Origin of the sequence: Streptomyces bottropensis ATCC 25435, assembly GCF_000383595.1 — a bacterium.
In the GTDB taxonomy this organism is placed as follows: Bacteria; Actinomycetota; Actinomycetes; order Streptomycetales; family Streptomycetaceae; genus Streptomyces; species Streptomyces bottropensis.
The window spans coordinates 2,646,651-2,662,266 of record NZ_KB911581.1 but is presented as its reverse complement, the minus strand read 5'-3'; the positions used below and the strand labels follow the sequence as shown (position 1 = coordinate 2,662,266).

Here is a 15,616-nt window from a genome sequence, read left to right as displayed (position 1 = left end):
GGTTCCCCGTCGTTCCGGCCGGACCGGTCAGAGCGAGGACTGGAATGCGGCCACCGGCTCTCCGCCACCTGCGAGCATCCTTGCCATGGCCGACTCCTGAGCGGACTCCGGTACCTCGTCCAGTGAGGTGTCGTGCAAGTCCCTGACGACGCTCGTGGCGAAGGGCTGCTCGTACCTGTCCATAGGCGTCTCCTCGAGCGTACGGCTCCGGGCGGCACACCTCATGGTGACGGCCCGGTAACCGAACAGCAAGGCGATCGCCAGCCAAGTCGTGAATCGGGCAGACGGAAGACGTCGCCACCGCCTCGGAGGCGGTGCCACGACGCGGGTCCGGGGCTGGTGAACCCCGGTGAGCGGCAAGGGTTTTCGCCGTGCGCCGCACACCGTGGGCGCGAACGGCCGCGGTCGTCAGGATGCCTCTCCCGGACGCCCCTTCGGTCCAAGGGGCCGTCGAACCGGAGAGCCGTCCTGACGACCCGGCCGTGCCGGCGGCGGGACCGCTCGCGAGGAGCGGCCGCCGGGTGCTACGCGGCCCCGTCCTTCGAGGTGCCCACGGGTGCCGTGAGGTCCTCCGCTTCGGGGAGTTCTTCGACGTCGACGCCGCGCACCTGGGCGAGTTCGTGCTTGAGGGCGGCGAGTTCGGTACCACCGGCCATGTGGTTGGTGAGTTCGTCCAGGGTGACCTGGTCGCGGGCGGCGCTCAGTTCGAGGGTGCCGAGGCGCAGGACGCTGAAGTGGTCGCCGACCATGTAGGCGTGGTGGGGGTTGTGGGTGATGAAGATGACGCCGAGGCCGCGGTCGCGGGCGGCGGCGATGTACTTCAGCACCACACCCGACTGCTTGACGCCGAGGGCGGCGGTGGGCTCGTCGAGGATGAGGACGCGGGCACCGAAGTAGACGGCGCGGGCGATGGCCACGCACTGGCGCTGACCGCCGGAGAGGGTACCGATGGGCTGGTCCAGGTCGTCCAGGACGATGCCCATGTTGCGCAGTTCGGTGTCCGCGGTCTCCTTCATCCGGGCGATGTCCAGACGCCGGACGGGCCAGGGGCCCTTGGTGAACTCCGAGCCGAGGAAGAAGTTGCGCCAGACCGGCATCAGCGGGACGGTCGCCAGATCCTGGTAGACGGTGGCGATGCCCTTGTCCAGTGCCTCGCGGGGGGTGGTGAAGCGCACCGGCTCGCCGTCGACGAGGACCTCGCCCTCGGTGTGCTGGTGCAGGCCCGAGATGATCTTGATCAGCGTGGACTTGCCGGCGCCGTTGTCGCCCAGGACGCAGGTGACACGGCCGGGGTGGACAGTCAGGTTCACACCGTGCAGGGCGCGGACGTTGCCGTAGGCCTTGCCGGTGTTCCGCAGCTCGACCACGGGGGCCTCGCCCGCGCCCGAGGTCGCGGGGGTGGTGGTTTCGTTGCTGGTGGTCATGGGGTGGTTCACCTCCGGGTGGCCTGGCTGCGGACCCACAGATTGACGAGGGCGGCGATCAGGAGCATCACGCCGAGGAAGGCCTTGAACCAGTCCGGGTTCCAGTTGGCGTAGACGATGCCCTGGGAGACCATGCCGAAGATGAAGGCACCGATCACCGGGCCGACGGCCGAGCCGTAGCCGCCGGTCAGCAGACAGCCGCCGATCACCGCGGCGATGATGTACAGGAACTCGTTGCCCACGCCCTCGCCGGACTGCACCGTGTTGAACGAGAACAGCAGGTGCATGCCCACGAACCAGGCGCCCGCGCCGACCCCCATGAAGAGGGCGACCTTGGTGAAGTTCACGGGCACGCCGACGGCCCGCGCACTGTCCTTGTTCCCGCCGACCGCGAAGATCCAGTTGCCGAACTTGGTACGCAGCAGCAGCCAGGTCGCGATCGCCGCGAACGCCAGCCAGTAGAAGACCGTGACCTTGACGTCGACGCCGCCGATCGACACCTCCGAGGCGAAGACGCTCTTGGCCTGGTCGAAGCCGTCCATGTCGCTGATCGAGTCGGACGCCACGTTCTCGGTGAAGATCTTGGTCACCGCCAGGTTCGAGCCCTGGAGGATCAGGAACGACCCGAGCGTGACGAGGAAGCTGGGCAGCCCGGTCCTGATCAGCAGCCAGCCGTTGAACGCCCCCACCGCAAGCGACACGATCAGTGCGACGATCACGCCGGTCCACACGTTCACCGTCAGCTGGAAGCTGAGGATGCCGGCGGTGAGGGCGGAGGTGGTGACCGCGACGCCGGCGGACAGGTCGAACTCGCCGCCGATCATCAGCAGGGCCACCGGAATCGCCATGATGCCCATGACGGAGGCCTGGTAGAGCACGGTCGCCAGCGAACTGGCCTCCCGGAAGGACGGGGCCACCGAGAAGAAGAAGACGTACACCCCGATCGCGGCGATCAGAGCGCCGACCTCCGGGCGGGCCAGCAGCCGCCGTCCGAGCGAGCGCTGCGCGGTGCGCCCGTCCTTCTGCGTGCCGGCCGGCGGAGCCGGCGGCGAGGAACTCGCCGCCGGAGCCGTTGCTTGGGTCATTCAGATCACCGGGTGCCCTTCGCGGCGAACTCGGCGATCGTGTCGACGTTCTTCTTGTCGACGAACGCGGGGCCGGTCAGCACCGCTTCCTCGCCACCGCCGCTGTAGTTGCCGTTGTTCTTGTAGAGCCACATCGAGTCCACGGCCAGGTAGCCCTGCAGATACGGCTGCTGGTCCACCGCGAACTGGATGTCACCGCTCTTGATGGCGTCCGTCAGGTCCTTGTTCAGGTCGAAGGTGGCGACCTTCGCCTTGCTGCCCGCGTCCCCGACCGACTGGACCGCGGTCAGGGCGTAGGGGGCACCGAGGGCGACCACGTAGTCGATGGCGGTGTCCTGCTTGAGCTTGGCCGTGATGGTCGACTTCACGGACGGCATGTCGGTGCCCGTGACGTTGAGGGTCTCGGTGTCGCCCTCGAAGGTCTTCTTCACGCCCGCGCAGCGCTGCTCCAGGCCGACGTTGCCCTGCTCCTGGACGACACAGACGGCCTTCTTCGCGCCGACCTCGTTCAGCCGCTTGCCGAACGCCTCGCCCGCCACGCTCTCGTCCTGCCCGAAGAAGGACATCAGACCGAGGCTCTGCCAGTCGCTCAGACCGGAGTTGAGGCCGACGACCGGGATTCCCGCCTTCGTCGCCTTGGCCACGACGTCCTTCATCGCGTCGGGCTTGGCGAGGGTGATGGCGATGCCGTCGACCTTCTGGTCGATCGCGTTCTGCACCAGGTTGGCCTGGTTGCCGGCGTTCGGGTCCGCCGAGTAGATGAGCTCGATGTTGTCCTTGTCGGCCGCCGCCTGGGCGCCCTTGCGGACGATGTCCCAGAAGGTGTCACCGGGGGCCTGGTGGGTGACCAGCGCGACCTTCATCCGGGGCGTGTTCGCCTTGCCCGCGGAGGCGTCCGCCCCGCCCTCCTCGGACTCCTTCCCGCCGGAGCCGCTGGAGCAGCCGGCTATCAGCAGCGCGGAGGCTGCGGCCATGGCGAAGAAGGGAGCCACTCTGCGTGAGCGGGAGTACAACGTGCGGTCCATCTTTCCTGCACCTCACTGTGCGACAGGGGGAAAGGGATCGGGACAGCGTCGGGCGGAGCGCCCGCGCGGGCCCGGACTTCGAAAGTCCGGATCATTGTGCCGGTAGGCCGACTGCGCTGATTCGTTGGGACGGGATACAAACCCCTGGCGGACCCCCCTGTCAAGACTTTGTTAAGACATTATTTCACGAGCAAGTCAGGATGTCAGTACAAAGTCTTGACAGGGGGCCGCTTCGGGTCCTACACCTGGGATACATCCGGACCCGAGTGCGCGCATCCCCGCGCGCCGCGGACCTCCGGTGGCCCGCATCCCCGCCTTGAGGAGCGACGCGCATGGCGGAGTCCGCCGAATCCTTCGATCCGCTCACGACAAGCCGTGTCGCAATCGATCTCCATCCGTTGCAGACCGGCGTCCCTCTCGCGCGCGTCGAGCCGTCGGCGGGTTCCTCGGCAGTGCCTCCGGGGCTCCCGCCCCCCGGGCGGCCCGATGCCGGCGGCACGCTGATGCGGGCGGCGGCCTGACGCGGGCAGCCTGACGAGCGTCCGGCGGCGCAACCCCTGCGTTTCGGGGGGCGACAACCGCGACCGGCCCCCACGCACCCGCACCTCATCCGCACCTCCCGCACCCGCACCCGCCGAACGACAGGAGCCCCACTTGGCCGTCCGCATCCCCGACCTCGTGCGCGTGCGCGCCCTGCACCCCGAGGCCATCGCCGAGGCGGCGGCGCGCCGCACCCGGCGTCCCCTCGTCGGCGACACCGGCCGTCTGATGATCGTCGCCGCCGACCACCCCGCCCGCGGAGCCCTCCGCGTCGGGGACCGCCCGCTCGCCATGGCCGACCGCGCCGACCTCCTCGAACGCCTCTGCGAGGACCTGCTCCTGCTGGGCGCGCTGGAGGGGAAGGTCGTCATGGGCTCCCTGAACCGCGGCGGGCTCGCCGGCTCCTCGTTCGAGATGGACGACCGCTTCACCGGCCACCGACCGCGGGACCTAGCGCGGCTGCGCTTCGACGCGGGCAAGCTGCTGCTGCGGATCGACCACGACGACCCCGGGTCCCTGCGGACGCTGTACTCCACGGCCCGCGCGGTCGACGAGATGGCGGCCCGCCGACTGCCGCTGTTCGTCGAGCCCTTTTTCTCCCGCCGCGTCGACGGCAGGGTGCGCAACGACCTGGGCGCCGACGCCGTCACCCGTTCCATCGCCATCGCGGCCGGGCTCGGCGGCACCTCCGCGTACACCTGGCTCAAGCTGCCCGTCACCGACGACCCCGACGCCATGGGCGAGGTCCTGGAGACGTCCACCCTGCCGGCCGTGCTGCTCGGCGGCGAAGTGGGCAGGGATCAGGAGGGCGTCTACGAGAAGTGGCGCAAGGCCCTGCGCCTGCCCACCGTGCAGGGCCTGGTCGCGGGCCGCTCCCTGCTCTACCCGGCCGAGGGCGGCGTGGAGAGAGCGGTCGACACCGCGGTCGGGCTGCTCTGAGCCCGCCCCGCACACCAACCCACCACCACCCCAACCCGTGAGGTCCCGATGTCCCAGTCCCCCACCCGCCGTCTGACCGTCGCCCAGGCGCTGGTGCGGTTCCTGTGCGCGCAGTACACCGAGCGCGACGGGGAGCGCCACCGGCTGATCGCCGGGACCTGGGGCATCTTCGGCCACGGCAATGTCGCGGGGCTCGGCCAGGCGCTGCTGGAGGCCGGTGAGGAGGCGATGCCGTTCCACCAGGGCCGTAACGAGCAGTCCATGGTGCACGCCGCCGTGGGTCACGCCCGCCAGCTGAACCGGCTCTCCGCGCAGGCGGTCACCACCTCCATCGGCCCCGGCGCCACCAACCTGGTCACCGGCGCCGCCCTCGCCACCATCAACCGCCTCCCCGTGCTGCTCCTGCCCGGCGACTACTTCGCGACCCGCACCGCCGACCCGCTGCTCCAGCAGCTGGAGCACCCCACCGAGGCCGACGTCTCGGTCAACGACACGCTGCGCCCGGTCTCCCGCTTCTTCGACCGCGTCACCCGCCCCGAGGCCCTGATCCCGGCCGCCCTCAACGCCATGCGGGTCCTCGCCGACCCGGCCGACACCGGCGCCGTCACCCTCGCCCTGCCGCAGGACGTCCAGGCGGAGGCGTACGACTGGCCGGAGGAGTTCTTCGCCGAGCGCGTGTGGCGCGTACGGCGTCCCGCGGCCGACCCGGTGGAACTGGCGGAGGCCGCACGGACCGTCCGCGCCGCGCGGCGGCCGCTGATCGTCGTGGGCGGCGGCGTCCACCACAGCGAGGCCGAGGGGGCGCTGAAGGCGCTCGTCGACGCCACGGGCATCCCGGTCGCGTCCACCCAGGCGGGCAAGGGGTCCCTGCGGTTCGACCACCCGGCCGACCTCGGCGGCATCGGGCACACCGGCACGGCCGTCTGCGACGACATCGCCCGCACCGCCGACCTGGTCATCGGCGTCGGCACCCGCTACACCGACTTCACCACCGCCTCGAACACCCTCTTCCAGACCCCGGACGTCCGCTTCGTCAATCTCAACATCGTCGCGTTCGACGCCCACAAGCTGTCGGCCCGGACGGTCGTCTGCGACGCGCGGGCCGGTCTCACCGCGCTCACCGAGGCGCTGGAGGGCCACCGGGTGAGCGAGGCGTACGAGGCGGAGTACCGGACCGGCAAGGAGCGCTGGGAGCGGGTCGTGGAGGCCGCCTACACCCCGGCCGACGAGCACGCCGCTCCCACCCAGACCCAGGTGCTCGGCGCCCTGGACTCGGTCGTCGGCGACGAGGACGTGATCATCAACGCGGCCGGCTCGCTCCCCGGCGACCTGCACAAGCTGTGGCGGGCCCGCAGCCCCCGCCAGTACCACCTGGAGTACGGCTACTCCTGCATGGGCTACGAGATCCCCGCCGGGATCGGTGTCCAGCAGGCGGCGCCCGGCACGGTCGTCTGGTCGCTGGTCGGGGACGGCACGTATCTGATGATGCCGACGGAGATCGTGACGGCCGTCCAGGAGGGCCTGCCGGTCAATCTGGTCCTCATCCAGAACCACGGGTACGCCTCCATCGGCGGCCTGTCGGAGTCGGTGGGCGGCGAGCGCTTCGGCACCGCCTACCGCTACCGCGCCGCCGACGGCACCTTCTCCGGAGCCCCGCTCCCGGTGGACCTGGCGGCGAACGCGGCCAGCCTCGGCATGGACGTCATCCGCGCCAAGACCGTGCGGGAGCTGCGCGAGGCGCTCGCGACGGCGCGTGCCTCGGACCGGCCCACCTGTGTGTACGTCGAGACCGACCCGGCGCCCACCGCTCCCCCGGCGGAGGCCTGGTGGGACGTGCCGGTCGCGCAGACGGCCTCCCGCCCGGCGGCCATCGAGGCACGCGCGGCGTACGACCGCGAGGCGGCCGGCCGGCGGCGCCATCTCTGACGGGGCACCGCCGAAGGCCACCGAGGGGCCCGCGCACCGGTGCCCTTCGGTGGCCCCCGCTTCCGGTCGGACTCGCGACCGGTCCCGCACCGGTCTCCGGGCCGATCCCCGGGCAGGCTTCCCGGCCGATCCCCGAGCCGGCCTCCCCGCCACTGCCCCGCCCATGTCAGGACAATGCGATGACAGGGGTTCCTGTCATCCGGACGGACGGCTACTCTCATGGGCGTGACCAGCGCGACCACGGGGAGTACAGGGAGTCTCGGCCTCAGCGTCGACCGGAGCAGCCCGGTGCCGCTGTACTACCAGCTGGCCCGGCAGCTGGAGTCGGCGATCGAGCACGGCGCCCTCGCCCCCGGCAGCCTGCTGGGAAACGAGATCGAGCTCGCGGGCCGGCTCGGCCTGTCCCGCCCGACCGTGCGGCAGGCCATCCAGTCGCTCGTCGACAAGGGCCTGCTCGTACGCCGCCGGGGTGTCGGTACGCAGGTGGTGCACAGCCAGGTGAAACGGCCGCTGGAGCTGAGCAGCCTGTACGACGACCTGGAGGCGGCCGGTCAGCAGCCCACGACCAGGGTGCTGCTGAGCGAGGTCCGGCAGGCCTCCGCCGAGGTCGCGGCCGCCCTGGGCATCGCCGAGGGGGCCGAGGTGCACCTCTTCGAGCGGCTGCGCCTGACCCACGGCCAGCCGGTGGCGTACCTGGCCAACTTCGTGCCGGGCGGGCTGCTGGACCTCGCCACCGAGCATCTGGAGTCGACGGGCCTGTACCGGATGATGCGCAACGCCGGCATCACCCTGCACAGCGCCCATCAGAGCGTCGGCGCCCGTACCGCCACTTCCGAGGAGGCCGGACGCCTCGGCGAGCCGGAGGGCGCCGCGCTGCTCACCATGCGGCGCACGGCGTACGACGACACCGGCCGCGCGGTGGAGTACGGCACCCACATCTACCGGGCCTCGCGCTACTCCTTCGACTTCCAGCTCCTCGTCCGCAACTGACCGCCAGGGCAAGGGAGTTCAAGTACCGGGAACGGTCCAAGAACTCCGCTCGCCCCCGGTTCAGAGGTTCACCCACGCCCCCGACTCGGCCGAGCGGCTCATCGCGTCCAGCGCGGTGGCGCTGTGCACGGCGTCGGCGAGGGTGGTGCCGTGCGGGGTGTCCTCGGCGATCGAGCGCAGGAAGTTGTACGCCTCCACGACCTTGAGGTCGTCGTAGCCCATGGCGTTGGCGGAGCCCGGCTGGAAGGCGCCGTACGCGCCGTGGCCGGGGCCGACGAAGAGGGTGTGCACGGACTGGTCCTGGTAGGCCTCACCCCTGCTGACGCCCAGCTCCCCCATGCGGCGGAAATCCCAGAAGAGGGCGCCCTCGGTGCCGTGGATCTCGAAGCCGTAGTTGTTCTGTTCGCCGACGAAGACCCGGCAGGCCTCCAGGACGCCCCGGGCGCCGGAGGCGAAGCGGAGGAGGCAGCTGACGTAGTCCTCGTTCTCCACGGGGCCGAGTTCGCCCCCCGAGGCCCGGGTGTGGCCGGCGGTGGCGCCGGTGGGCCGGGCCCGTTCGGGGACGAAGATCGCGGTGTCGGCGGTGAGGGAGGTGATGTCGCCGAGCAGGTGACGGGCCAGGTCCACGCCGTGCGAGGCGAGGTCGCCGAGGACGCCGCTGCCGCCGCGTTCCCGCTCGTAGCGCCAGGTCAGGGCGCCCTCGGGGTGGGCGGCGTAGTCGCTGAACAGACGGATGCGCACGTGCGTGACGGTGCCGATCCGGCCGGCGGCGATCAGCTCCCGGGCGGTGGAGACGGCGGGCGCGTTGCGGTAGTTGAAGCCCACGGTCCCCTGGACACCGGCCCGGGCGGCCGCGTCGGCGACGGCGCGGGCGTCGGCGGCGGTGAGCCCGACCGGCTTCTCGATCCAGATGTGCTTGCCGGCCTCGGCCATGGCGACACCGATCTCGCGGTGCAGGAAGTTCGGCGCGGTGATGCTGACCGCCCGAATGCGGGGGTCGGCGGCCACCTCGCGCCAGTCCCGGGCGGTCGAGGCGAACCCGAACTGCCGGGCGGCCTCCTCGGCGCGGCCGGGTACCTCCTCGACGACGGTGACCAGCTCGGGCCGCAGGGACAGCTGCGGAAAGTGATGGGTCACGCGGGCGTACGCCTGGGTGTGCACCCGTCCCATCCAGCCGAACCCCACGACGGCGACACCGAGCGCACTCACCATGACTGCCCTTCCTCGACCCTGCCCGGACCCGCTCGCATCGTCACCGCGACCTGGGGACCGAGCGAGGGGTCGTGCCATGGGCTTGTTCGGTACGCGGCGAGCGTGGTCGACCGCGCTTTGGACCGGCGCTCTGGACCGGCGCTTTGGACCGTTCCAGAACGTACGCCGCTCACCATGCGGGCCCGTCTTCCTGGCTGTCAAGCCCTTTGACAAGCGCGCCGCCGCTATGGAACGGTCCACGCCATGAGACCCCCGACCATCCGCGACGTCGCCGAGCGGGCCGGCGTGTCGAAGTCACTGGTCTCCCTGGTGCTGCGCGGCTCCGACCAGGTGCGCCCCGAGAAGCGGGAGGCCGTCCTGACGGCCGTGGACCAGTTGGGCTACCGGCCGAACGCCGCCGCGCGCAGCCTGAGCGAGCGCCGCACCCGCACGGTCGGCGTCCTTCTCAACGACATGCGCAACCCCTGGTTCGTGGAGCTGCTGGACGGCCTCAACTCCCGGCTGCACGACAACGGCCTGCGGATGCTGCTGGCCGACGGCCATCTCAACCGGCGGCTCGGCGAGGACCTCACCCGCACCTTCACGGAGCTGCGGGTCGACGGGCTGATAGCGGTCGGCACCCTGCCGCCGTCCGAGGCCCTGCGCGCGGCGGCCGGGCTCATCCCGACCGTGGTGGCGGGCGCCCGGGAGCCCACGCTCCCCCATGTGGACGTCGTCGCGGGCGACGACCAGCTGGGCGCCCGCCTCGCCACCGAGCACCTCCTCGGCCTCGGGCACCGGCGTATCGCGCACATCGCCGGGGACGGCGTCGTCGGCGCGCTGCGCCGCCGCAGTTTCGAGACGGTGATGGGCGAGCACGGGCTGGGCGACCTGGCGTCCGTCGAGCGGGGCGACCTGACGGAGGAGGGCGGCTACCGCGCCACGGTCCGGCTGCTCGGCGCCCGTGAACGCCCCACCGCCATCGTGGCGTTCAACGACATGGCCTGCGTGGGCGCCCTCTCCGCCGCCGAGGAGATGGGCCTGAAGGTGCCGCGCGACCTCTCCCTCGTGGGCTACGACAACACCTACGTCGCCCGCCTGCGCCACCTCTGGCTCACCACCGTGGACAACGCCAGCCACGACGTCGGCCGGGCCGCCGCCCAGTGCCTCCTCGACCGTATCGCCGACCCGACGCGCGTCGGCAAGGTCGTCCTGACCACGCCGACGCTGGAGGTCCGCGGCACCACGGGCCCGCCGGCCGGCCACTGAGGCGTCGGCCGCCGGTCTCCCGTTCGCCCGGGGCCGCGCCGTCAGCCCGGCGGCGGCACGCAGTGGTCGTCCGGCGCGACACTGCGCCAGACGCGCCGCCCGATGTCCCTCAGCTGCCGCTGCTGGGTCCTCGTGAGCGCGTCGAACACCAGGTGCCGCAGGGCGTCGGCGTGCCCCGGCGTGCTCTCGACGATCTTGGCGTGACCGGCCTCGGTGAGCACGGCCAGCGTGTAGCGCCCGTCGGAGGGGTCCGGCTCCCGGCGCACCCATCCGCTCCTCTCCAGCCGCTTCACGAGATGGGACAGCCGGGACAGCGACGAACCGACATGCCTGGCCAGGTCACTCATCCGCAGGGTGCGTTCCTCGCTCTGGGAGAGCATCGACATCACCAGGTACTCCACGTGGCTGATCCCCGAGTCCTGCTGGAGACGCGTGTCCAGAGCACTCGGCAGTCGGACCATCAGGCCCGCCAGCGCGTGCCAGGTCTCGCTCTCCTCCTCGGTCAGCCCACACGACCGGCGCGGTGTCTCCATGGCCTCCATGACGCCCACTCTACGTGCCGCTCCAAGTGACCGCCCACGGCATGACTTGACGCTTCGATGGCTTGACGCTTCAACTCACGCACCCCTACGTTGAGCCCCGCATCCCTTGAACTTTCAACTCACAAGACCTCATGAACCGGACGTGCCCACCGTGAACGCCACCCTCTGGATCATCGCGAGCGTGCTCGCGGCCGCCTTCCTCGCCGCCGGCCTGATGAAGACCACCCGGACCAGGGAGAAACTGATCGCCTCCGGTATGAACTGGGCCGAGGAGTTCTCCCCGGCCGCGGTCAAGGGAATCGGCGCGGTGGAGGCCCTGGGCGCCCTCGGCCTGATCCTCCCGGCGGCACTGGACATAGCCCCGGTTCTCGTCCCGCTGGCGGCCACCGGCCTCGTCCTCACCATGCTCGGCGCGGTCGGCTTCCATGTCCGGCGCAAGGAGATCAAGGAGAGCGTCCCGAGCCTGGTGCTGCTGATCCTGGCGGCCGTGGTGGCCTGGGGCCGCTTCGGACCGTACGCGTTCTGACCGTCCCGCACCCGTTCCGCACCCGTCCCGCACCGGGACGGGTGCACTAGGAAGAACGCGCCCCCGCGGCCAGCAGCAGGGCCGCCGTCTCGGGGTGGGGGCCGGCGGTCGCCCAGTCGAGCGGGGTGCGGCCGGTGCCGTGGTCCTCGCGCAGGCCGGGGTCGGCGCCGTGGGCGAGGAGCGCGCGCACCGTTTCGGTATGCCCCCAGCACGCGGCGCCGCACAGCGGTGTGCCCTCCGCGCCGCGTCCGCTCTCGGTGTCGGGCAGGGCTCCGGCGGCCAGGAGCAGGCGGACGGTGTCGGCGGCCCCGTGGACGGATGCCGCGTACAGGGGCGTCGTCCCCTCGGCGTCGGCCGTCTCCGCGGGCGCTCCGGCACGCAGCAGCGTGTCGACCCCGGCGGTGTCACCGATCATCGCGGCCCACACCAGCCGCCGGGACAGCTTCTTCCGCCGCCGTATGTTCACCGTGCGCTCCCCCTCCTGAGGACATCCCGGGCGTCACCCCATCACACGCCCGGCCGGGAAGCGACCCGTTTCCGCGCAGGTCCGCGGCGGTGAGCGCCGGCGCCGGCGGTCCCGGTACGAGGAAGGCCGGCGGCAGCGGCATCCACGCGCTCAGCGCGGCCGTGGCCACGGCCGGGACGACCAGGCCGCTGCCGCACGGACCGCGCACCGCGTCCCGCGCCGATCCCTGCAGCACCGGGCGGGCCGGTCCCACGACGGATTCGGGGCGTGCGCAGGCACGAAGGCCGACCATCGCGGCGCCGACGCCGATGACGGCGGCGAGGAGCGCGAAGGCCCGGGAGTCCGGCGCCCGCGACGGCCGGGTCGGCGAGGACGAGGGTCGGGCCGGCGAGGGCCACGAACCCCGCGGCCGGGTCGCCGGGCCGCAGTCACCGCCGCAGGGCCCCGAGGAAGCGGCGGGCCGTGACCGGGCGGGCCTCCCGCGCGCCGGCCGGCGTTCACGCCGTGCGGGTCACCAGACGAGTTCGAGGCGCTCCGGGGAGCGGTGGATCAAGGTCGGGCGCATGGTGATGTGTGGGCCGTCCGCGAGGCGGAGGCCCGGCAGGCGGCTGGTCAACAGCTCCAGGGTGAGGCGGAGTTGTTCGCGGGCGAGCTGTGAGCCGGGGCAGGTGTGGGTGCCGGAGCCGAAGGAGAGGTGGCGGCTGCCGGCGGGCCGGGTGATGTCGAAGTCGTCGGGGCGCGGGTGACGCGAACCGTCCCGGTTGGCACTGCCGAAGGCCAGGAACACCGGTGTCCCGGCGGGGAGTTCGGTGTCGGCGAGGGTGACCGGCCGAGTGGTGACCCGGCGGAAACCCTGCAACGCGGTGTCGTAGCGGGCGGCTTCCTCGATGGCGGCCGGGATGCGTTCCGGCTCGGCGCAGAGCAGCTCCCACTGCCGGCGGTCGCGCAGCAGGTGCAGGAGGGTCGTCCCAATCAGGGCGGTCGTGGTCAGATGCCCGGCGATGAGCAGGTTCTGCAGATGGGCGACGACCTGATGACGGTGGTCGAGCGTCAGCTCACCGGCGCCGGCCCCGACGACGGACCTGATGAGTTCGGTGCCCAGGTCCTCGCGGGGGTCGGCGTGCCGGGCCCGCACGAACGCGTCGAGACGGTGGGCCGTGGCGACCACGTCCTCGGCCGCCGCGATCTGTTCGGCCTCCGTCATGGGCCGGAACAGCAGCTGCTCGGCCCGGTGACCGCCATGGACCAGCGCCGGTACGTCGTCCGGGTCGAACCCGACGAGGCGGCCGATGACCTCCCCGGGGAGGCGGCCCGCATAGGCGGACATCAGCTCGACCCGCCCGCTCTCGGCGCCCCTGCTCCCCTCGGCGTCCTTGACGAAGCCGTCGATCAGGGCTTCGGCCCGCTCGGCGGCATACGGGAGGACCGCCGCGACCCTCGCGGGCGACAGGCCCCGCACGATGGGTGCCCGCAGCTCCTGGTGCAGGGTCCCGTCGGCGGTGACGACGACGGGACGGCCGCCGAAGCCGCCGCCGAGCACGGCCAGCGCGGCGGGCGCGGGCATGACGTCCGGACGCAGCGCGTTCGCCGACGAGAAGTCCTCCGGGCGCCGCAGCACCTCCCGTACGTCGGCGTCCCGCGCGACCAGCCAGGAGTCCAGCTCGGGGACGTACGTCAGCCCCTCCGCCGCCCTGGCCCGCGCGTAGTGCGGATACGGATCCCGCTGTAACTCGTCGAGCCTGCCGTGCAGTTCAGCGTCCACGGGAGCACCTTCCGGCCAGGGGCGGGCGTGCGGTCGCGCTCATGGTGCCGTACGGCGGGGCGGCGCGGTAGGGGCTCCGCGCCGGGACGGGCCCGCGGGTCGGGAGGAGGGGGAACACTCCCGTGCGCCTACGATCGCCCCGTGGTTCTCTTCGTCCTGGAACGCCTCCCACCACTCCCCGCGGACCGCGCCTGGCAGCGTCTCACCGACTGGCCCCGGCACGCCGACGTCGTCCCGCTGACCCGCGTCACCGTCCGCACACCTCCCCCGACCGGCGAGGGCACGGTGTTCGTGGCCCGCAGCGGTGTCGGCCCGCTCGCCTTCGACGACCCGATGGAGGTCACGCTCTGGCAGCCGCCGGAAGGGGCGGCCGACGGGAGGTGCAGGCTGGTCAAGCACGGTTCGTTCGTCACCGGGTGGGCCGAGATCGAGGTCCGTCCGGACGGCGCGGGCGCGTGCCGTGTGGTCTGGCGGGAGGACCTGCGGGTACGCGGGCTGCCGGGCCTCTTCGACCGCCCGCTGGGGCTGGTGGCACGGTGGATGTTCGGGCGGGCGGTGGACGGACTGCTCGCGTCCGGCGCCCGACGGCCGGGCTGAGCCGACGCCTCCGACAAACCGTGGCCCGCTGAGCCCGTCCACGGCTGCGGTTCGACGTGGGCACGATGACCGCGCTCGACTTCGAGGACGGCTCGTCGGCGGGTGCCCTCGCCCGGTACCCGACGGTCCATACGCCGCTCGACGAACTCCCGTCCCTGTTCCGGGAGTTCCCTCGCGTCCTCGCGCCCGGCGGCCTCCTCGCGCCGGCGTACAGGGTGGGGGACGAGTGCGTGCACCTCACGCACGCGTACGGTCACCCCCTCGACCTCGACGGGGCCGGACACCACGGCGGCCACGCCCCGGGCGTACGTGCCGGCGCGCAGGCCGGGTGAACCGCCGGGAGGGCGGAGACCGGGGCCGGGGCCGGTCAGGACGGGCCCGGGTCTCCGTTGCGGTTGGTGGACAGGCCGTCCCGGCGGTCCCGGTCGCCGTCGCCCGAGGTGCTGAGGAGGGTGTCGCAGATCTCGCGGAGCTTGTCGGTGGCCTGTTTGGAGAAGAGTCCGCAGAGCCCGGCGATGCCGGAGAAACCGTACGGGTTGGTGGCGCCGGTGCCGGAGCTGCCCGCGAACAGGCCGCCACGCAGGAGGAGATAGACGAGGAGCGCGAGGGCCACCCCGATTCCGGCTCGCAGGAGGTACCACCACAGCCAGCTCGCGTAGAGCCGACGGTTGCCGACGTAGGTCGCGAAGGACGTGGCCGCGTGGACGAAGCTGCCGAGCGCGCTGCACACGACCACGGCGAGCAGCATCGCGGTGTCGGCGGTCAGGGACCAGTTTCCGAGCCCGAAGGGCGACCAGCGCGCGGTGGCCGTGGGTTCCGCCCCGGGCTCGACCGTCGCCAGCACGGCGGGCCAGAGCGTCACGAGGGCTCCGCAGACGAAGACGACGTCGGCGAGGAGGAAGAGTCCGAGCAGGGTCGTCGAGAGGGTGGACAGCCGCCGTTCGTCGGGGGTGGCGTCGGGTTCAGGGGCGGCGCCGTCGGCGGGGTCGGCCGGGTCCGCGCCAGGGGCTTCGCCCGATCCGGTGCCGGGGTCGTCTCCCGAGTCGGCGCCGGAGCCCTCACACGAGTGGGTGCCGGAGTCCTCGCCCGCGCCGTCATCGGTGGCGGAGCCCGCGTCGCGGGCGGCGGTGCTCTCGCCCGGGGGCGTGGCGCCGCCGTTCCCGCTCGTGCCTGCGCTACCGTCGCCCGCGTCCGCGCGCGGCGTGCCGTCCGGGCCCTGGTCCGCGCCCACGGCCGGGCGCTCCTCGCCGCTCGCCGTACCCAACTGTCCGCCCCCGTAGTGCTGTTGTCGTATCGCAACGGTCCGCCCTGTCGCCCTGGGGGTCAAGTCGCGG

Annotated in this window: 16 protein-coding genes; 7 read left to right on the top strand and 9 right to left on the bottom strand. The window is 72.3% G+C overall.

Annotated features, from left to right (window positions below; translation table 11 throughout):
* Positions 1-27: 27 nt before the first annotated feature.
* The 4 genes from fxsA to STRBO_RS0111680 form a co-directional block, all read right to left on the bottom strand.
* Positions 28-183: an FxSxx-COOH cyclophane-containing RiPP peptide gene (fxsA, locus tag STRBO_RS41030; RefSeq protein ID WP_005482117.1), complete on the bottom strand. Its 156-nt coding sequence runs from the start codon at positions 181-183 to the stop codon at positions 28-30.
* A gap of 341 nt (positions 184-524) precedes the next feature.
* A complete protein-coding gene (locus STRBO_RS0111690; protein ID WP_020114230.1) occupies positions 525-1,424 on the bottom strand; it encodes an ATP-binding cassette domain-containing protein in 900 nt (299 codons plus the stop codon).
* Positions 1,425-1,432: 8 nt separating this feature from the next.
* The gene (locus tag STRBO_RS0111685; RefSeq protein WP_005482115.1) at positions 1,433-2,509 is read right to left on the bottom strand and encodes an ABC transporter permease; all 1,077 of its coding nucleotides are present in this window, start codon (positions 2,507-2,509) and stop codon (positions 1,433-1,435) included.
* Positions 2,510-2,514: 5 nt separating this feature from the next.
* A complete protein-coding gene (locus tag STRBO_RS0111680; protein WP_020114229.1) occupies positions 2,515-3,534 on the bottom strand; it encodes a sugar ABC transporter substrate-binding protein in 1,020 nt (339 codons plus the stop codon).
* Between the two features lie 654 nt (positions 3,535-4,188).
* On the opposite strand from STRBO_RS0111680, the gene STRBO_RS0111670 reads away from it, so the two are divergent.
* From STRBO_RS0111670 to STRBO_RS0111660, 3 genes are all read left to right on the top strand, one after another.
* Positions 4,189-5,013, top strand: coding sequence for a Cgl0159 family (beta/alpha)8-fold protein (locus STRBO_RS0111670; protein ID WP_005482113.1), 825 nt, complete (start codon positions 4,189-4,191; stop codon positions 5,011-5,013).
* A 48-nt stretch (positions 5,014-5,061) separates the two neighbouring features.
* Complete coding sequence (gene iolD / locus STRBO_RS0111665) at positions 5,062-6,939, top strand: 3D-(3,5/4)-trihydroxycyclohexane-1,2-dione acylhydrolase (decyclizing) (protein WP_005482112.1); 1,878 nt, start codon at positions 5,062-5,064, stop codon at positions 6,937-6,939.
* Between the two features lie 219 nt (positions 6,940-7,158).
* Positions 7,159-7,929, top strand: coding sequence for a GntR family transcriptional regulator (locus tag STRBO_RS0111660; RefSeq protein ID WP_005482110.1), 771 nt, complete (start codon positions 7,159-7,161; stop codon positions 7,927-7,929).
* A 60-nt stretch (positions 7,930-7,989) separates the two neighbouring features.
* Here the strand turns inward: STRBO_RS0111660 and STRBO_RS0111655 are convergent, their stop codons facing one another.
* Positions 7,990-9,141: a Gfo/Idh/MocA family protein gene (locus tag STRBO_RS0111655; RefSeq protein WP_005482109.1), complete on the bottom strand. Its 1,152-nt coding sequence runs from the start codon at positions 9,139-9,141 to the stop codon at positions 7,990-7,992.
* A gap of 243 nt (positions 9,142-9,384) precedes the next feature.
* Between STRBO_RS0111655 and STRBO_RS0111650 the strand changes: the two genes are divergently transcribed.
* Entirely contained in the window at positions 9,385-10,389 is a 1,005-nt protein-coding gene (locus STRBO_RS0111650; protein WP_005482108.1) for a LacI family DNA-binding transcriptional regulator, read from the top strand.
* A gap of 41 nt (positions 10,390-10,430) precedes the next feature.
* On the opposite strand, the gene STRBO_RS0111645 is transcribed toward STRBO_RS0111650, so the two are convergent.
* Entirely contained in the window at positions 10,431-10,931 is a 501-nt protein-coding gene (locus STRBO_RS0111645) for a MarR family transcriptional regulator (protein WP_020114227.1), read from the bottom strand.
* A 151-nt stretch (positions 10,932-11,082) separates the two neighbouring features.
* On the opposite strand from STRBO_RS0111645, the gene STRBO_RS0111640 reads away from it, so the two are divergent.
* Entirely contained in the window at positions 11,083-11,457 is a 375-nt protein-coding gene (locus STRBO_RS0111640; protein WP_028796599.1) for a DoxX family protein, read from the top strand.
* 46 nt (positions 11,458-11,503) lie between these two features.
* Here the strand turns inward: STRBO_RS0111640 and STRBO_RS0111635 are convergent, their stop codons facing one another.
* Positions 11,504-11,923: an ankyrin repeat domain-containing protein gene (locus STRBO_RS0111635; protein ID WP_005482104.1), complete on the bottom strand. Its 420-nt coding sequence runs from the start codon at positions 11,921-11,923 to the stop codon at positions 11,504-11,506.
* 511 nt (positions 11,924-12,434) lie between these two features.
* Positions 12,435-13,685, bottom strand: a complete 1,251-nt coding sequence (locus STRBO_RS0111630; RefSeq protein WP_005482102.1) for a cytochrome P450 — start codon at positions 13,683-13,685, stop codon at positions 12,435-12,437.
* 141 nt (positions 13,686-13,826) lie between these two features.
* Between STRBO_RS0111630 and STRBO_RS0111625 the strand changes: the two genes are divergently transcribed.
* Together STRBO_RS0111625 and STRBO_RS40045 are read left to right on the top strand one after the other, a co-directional pair.
* Positions 13,827-14,282, top strand: a complete 456-nt coding sequence (locus tag STRBO_RS0111625; RefSeq protein WP_005482101.1) for an SRPBCC family protein — start codon at positions 13,827-13,829, stop codon at positions 14,280-14,282.
* 56 nt (positions 14,283-14,338) lie between these two features.
* Positions 14,339-14,614, top strand: coding sequence for a class I SAM-dependent methyltransferase (locus tag STRBO_RS40045; RefSeq protein ID WP_020114225.1), 276 nt, complete (start codon positions 14,339-14,341; stop codon positions 14,612-14,614).
* Between the two features lie 35 nt (positions 14,615-14,649).
* Here the strand turns inward: STRBO_RS40045 and STRBO_RS0111615 are convergent, their stop codons facing one another.
* Positions 14,650-15,513, bottom strand: a complete 864-nt coding sequence (locus STRBO_RS0111615) for an ICP22 family protein (protein ID WP_237547454.1) — start codon at positions 15,511-15,513, stop codon at positions 14,650-14,652.
* Between the last annotated feature and the right edge of the window lie 103 nt (positions 15,514-15,616).

What these genes read in the sequence shown, in the direction of transcription:
- STRBO_RS0111650 (WP_005482108.1), top strand. Translation starts at nt 9,385, where the DNA reads ATGAGACCCCCGACCATCCGCGACGTCGCCGAGCGGGCCGGCGTGTCG.
- STRBO_RS0111655 (WP_005482109.1), bottom strand. Translation starts at nt 9,141, where the DNA reads ATGGTGAGTGCGCTCGGTGTCGCCGTCGTGGGGTTCGGCTGGATGGGA.
- STRBO_RS0111660 (WP_005482110.1), top strand. Translation starts at nt 7,159, where the DNA reads ATGGGCGTGACCAGCGCGACCACGGGGAGTACAGGGAGTCTCGGCCTC.
- STRBO_RS0111645 (WP_020114227.1), bottom strand. Translation starts at nt 10,931, where the DNA reads ATGGAGGCCATGGAGACACCGCGCCGGTCGTGTGGGCTGACCGAGGAG.
- iolD (WP_005482112.1), top strand. Translation starts at nt 5,062, where the DNA reads ATGTCCCAGTCCCCCACCCGCCGTCTGACCGTCGCCCAGGCGCTGGTG.
- STRBO_RS0111680 (WP_020114229.1), bottom strand. Translation starts at nt 3,534, where the DNA reads ATGGACCGCACGTTGTACTCCCGCTCACGCAGAGTGGCTCCCTTCTTC.
- STRBO_RS0111685 (WP_005482115.1), bottom strand. Translation starts at nt 2,509, where the DNA reads ATGACCCAAGCAACGGCTCCGGCGGCGAGTTCCTCGCCGCCGGCTCCG.
- fxsA (WP_005482117.1), bottom strand. Translation starts at nt 183, where the DNA reads ATGGACAGGTACGAGCAGCCCTTCGCCACGAGCGTCGTCAGGGACTTG.
- STRBO_RS0111690 (WP_020114230.1), bottom strand. Translation starts at nt 1,424, where the DNA reads ATGACCACCAGCAACGAAACCACCACCCCCGCGACCTCGGGCGCGGGC.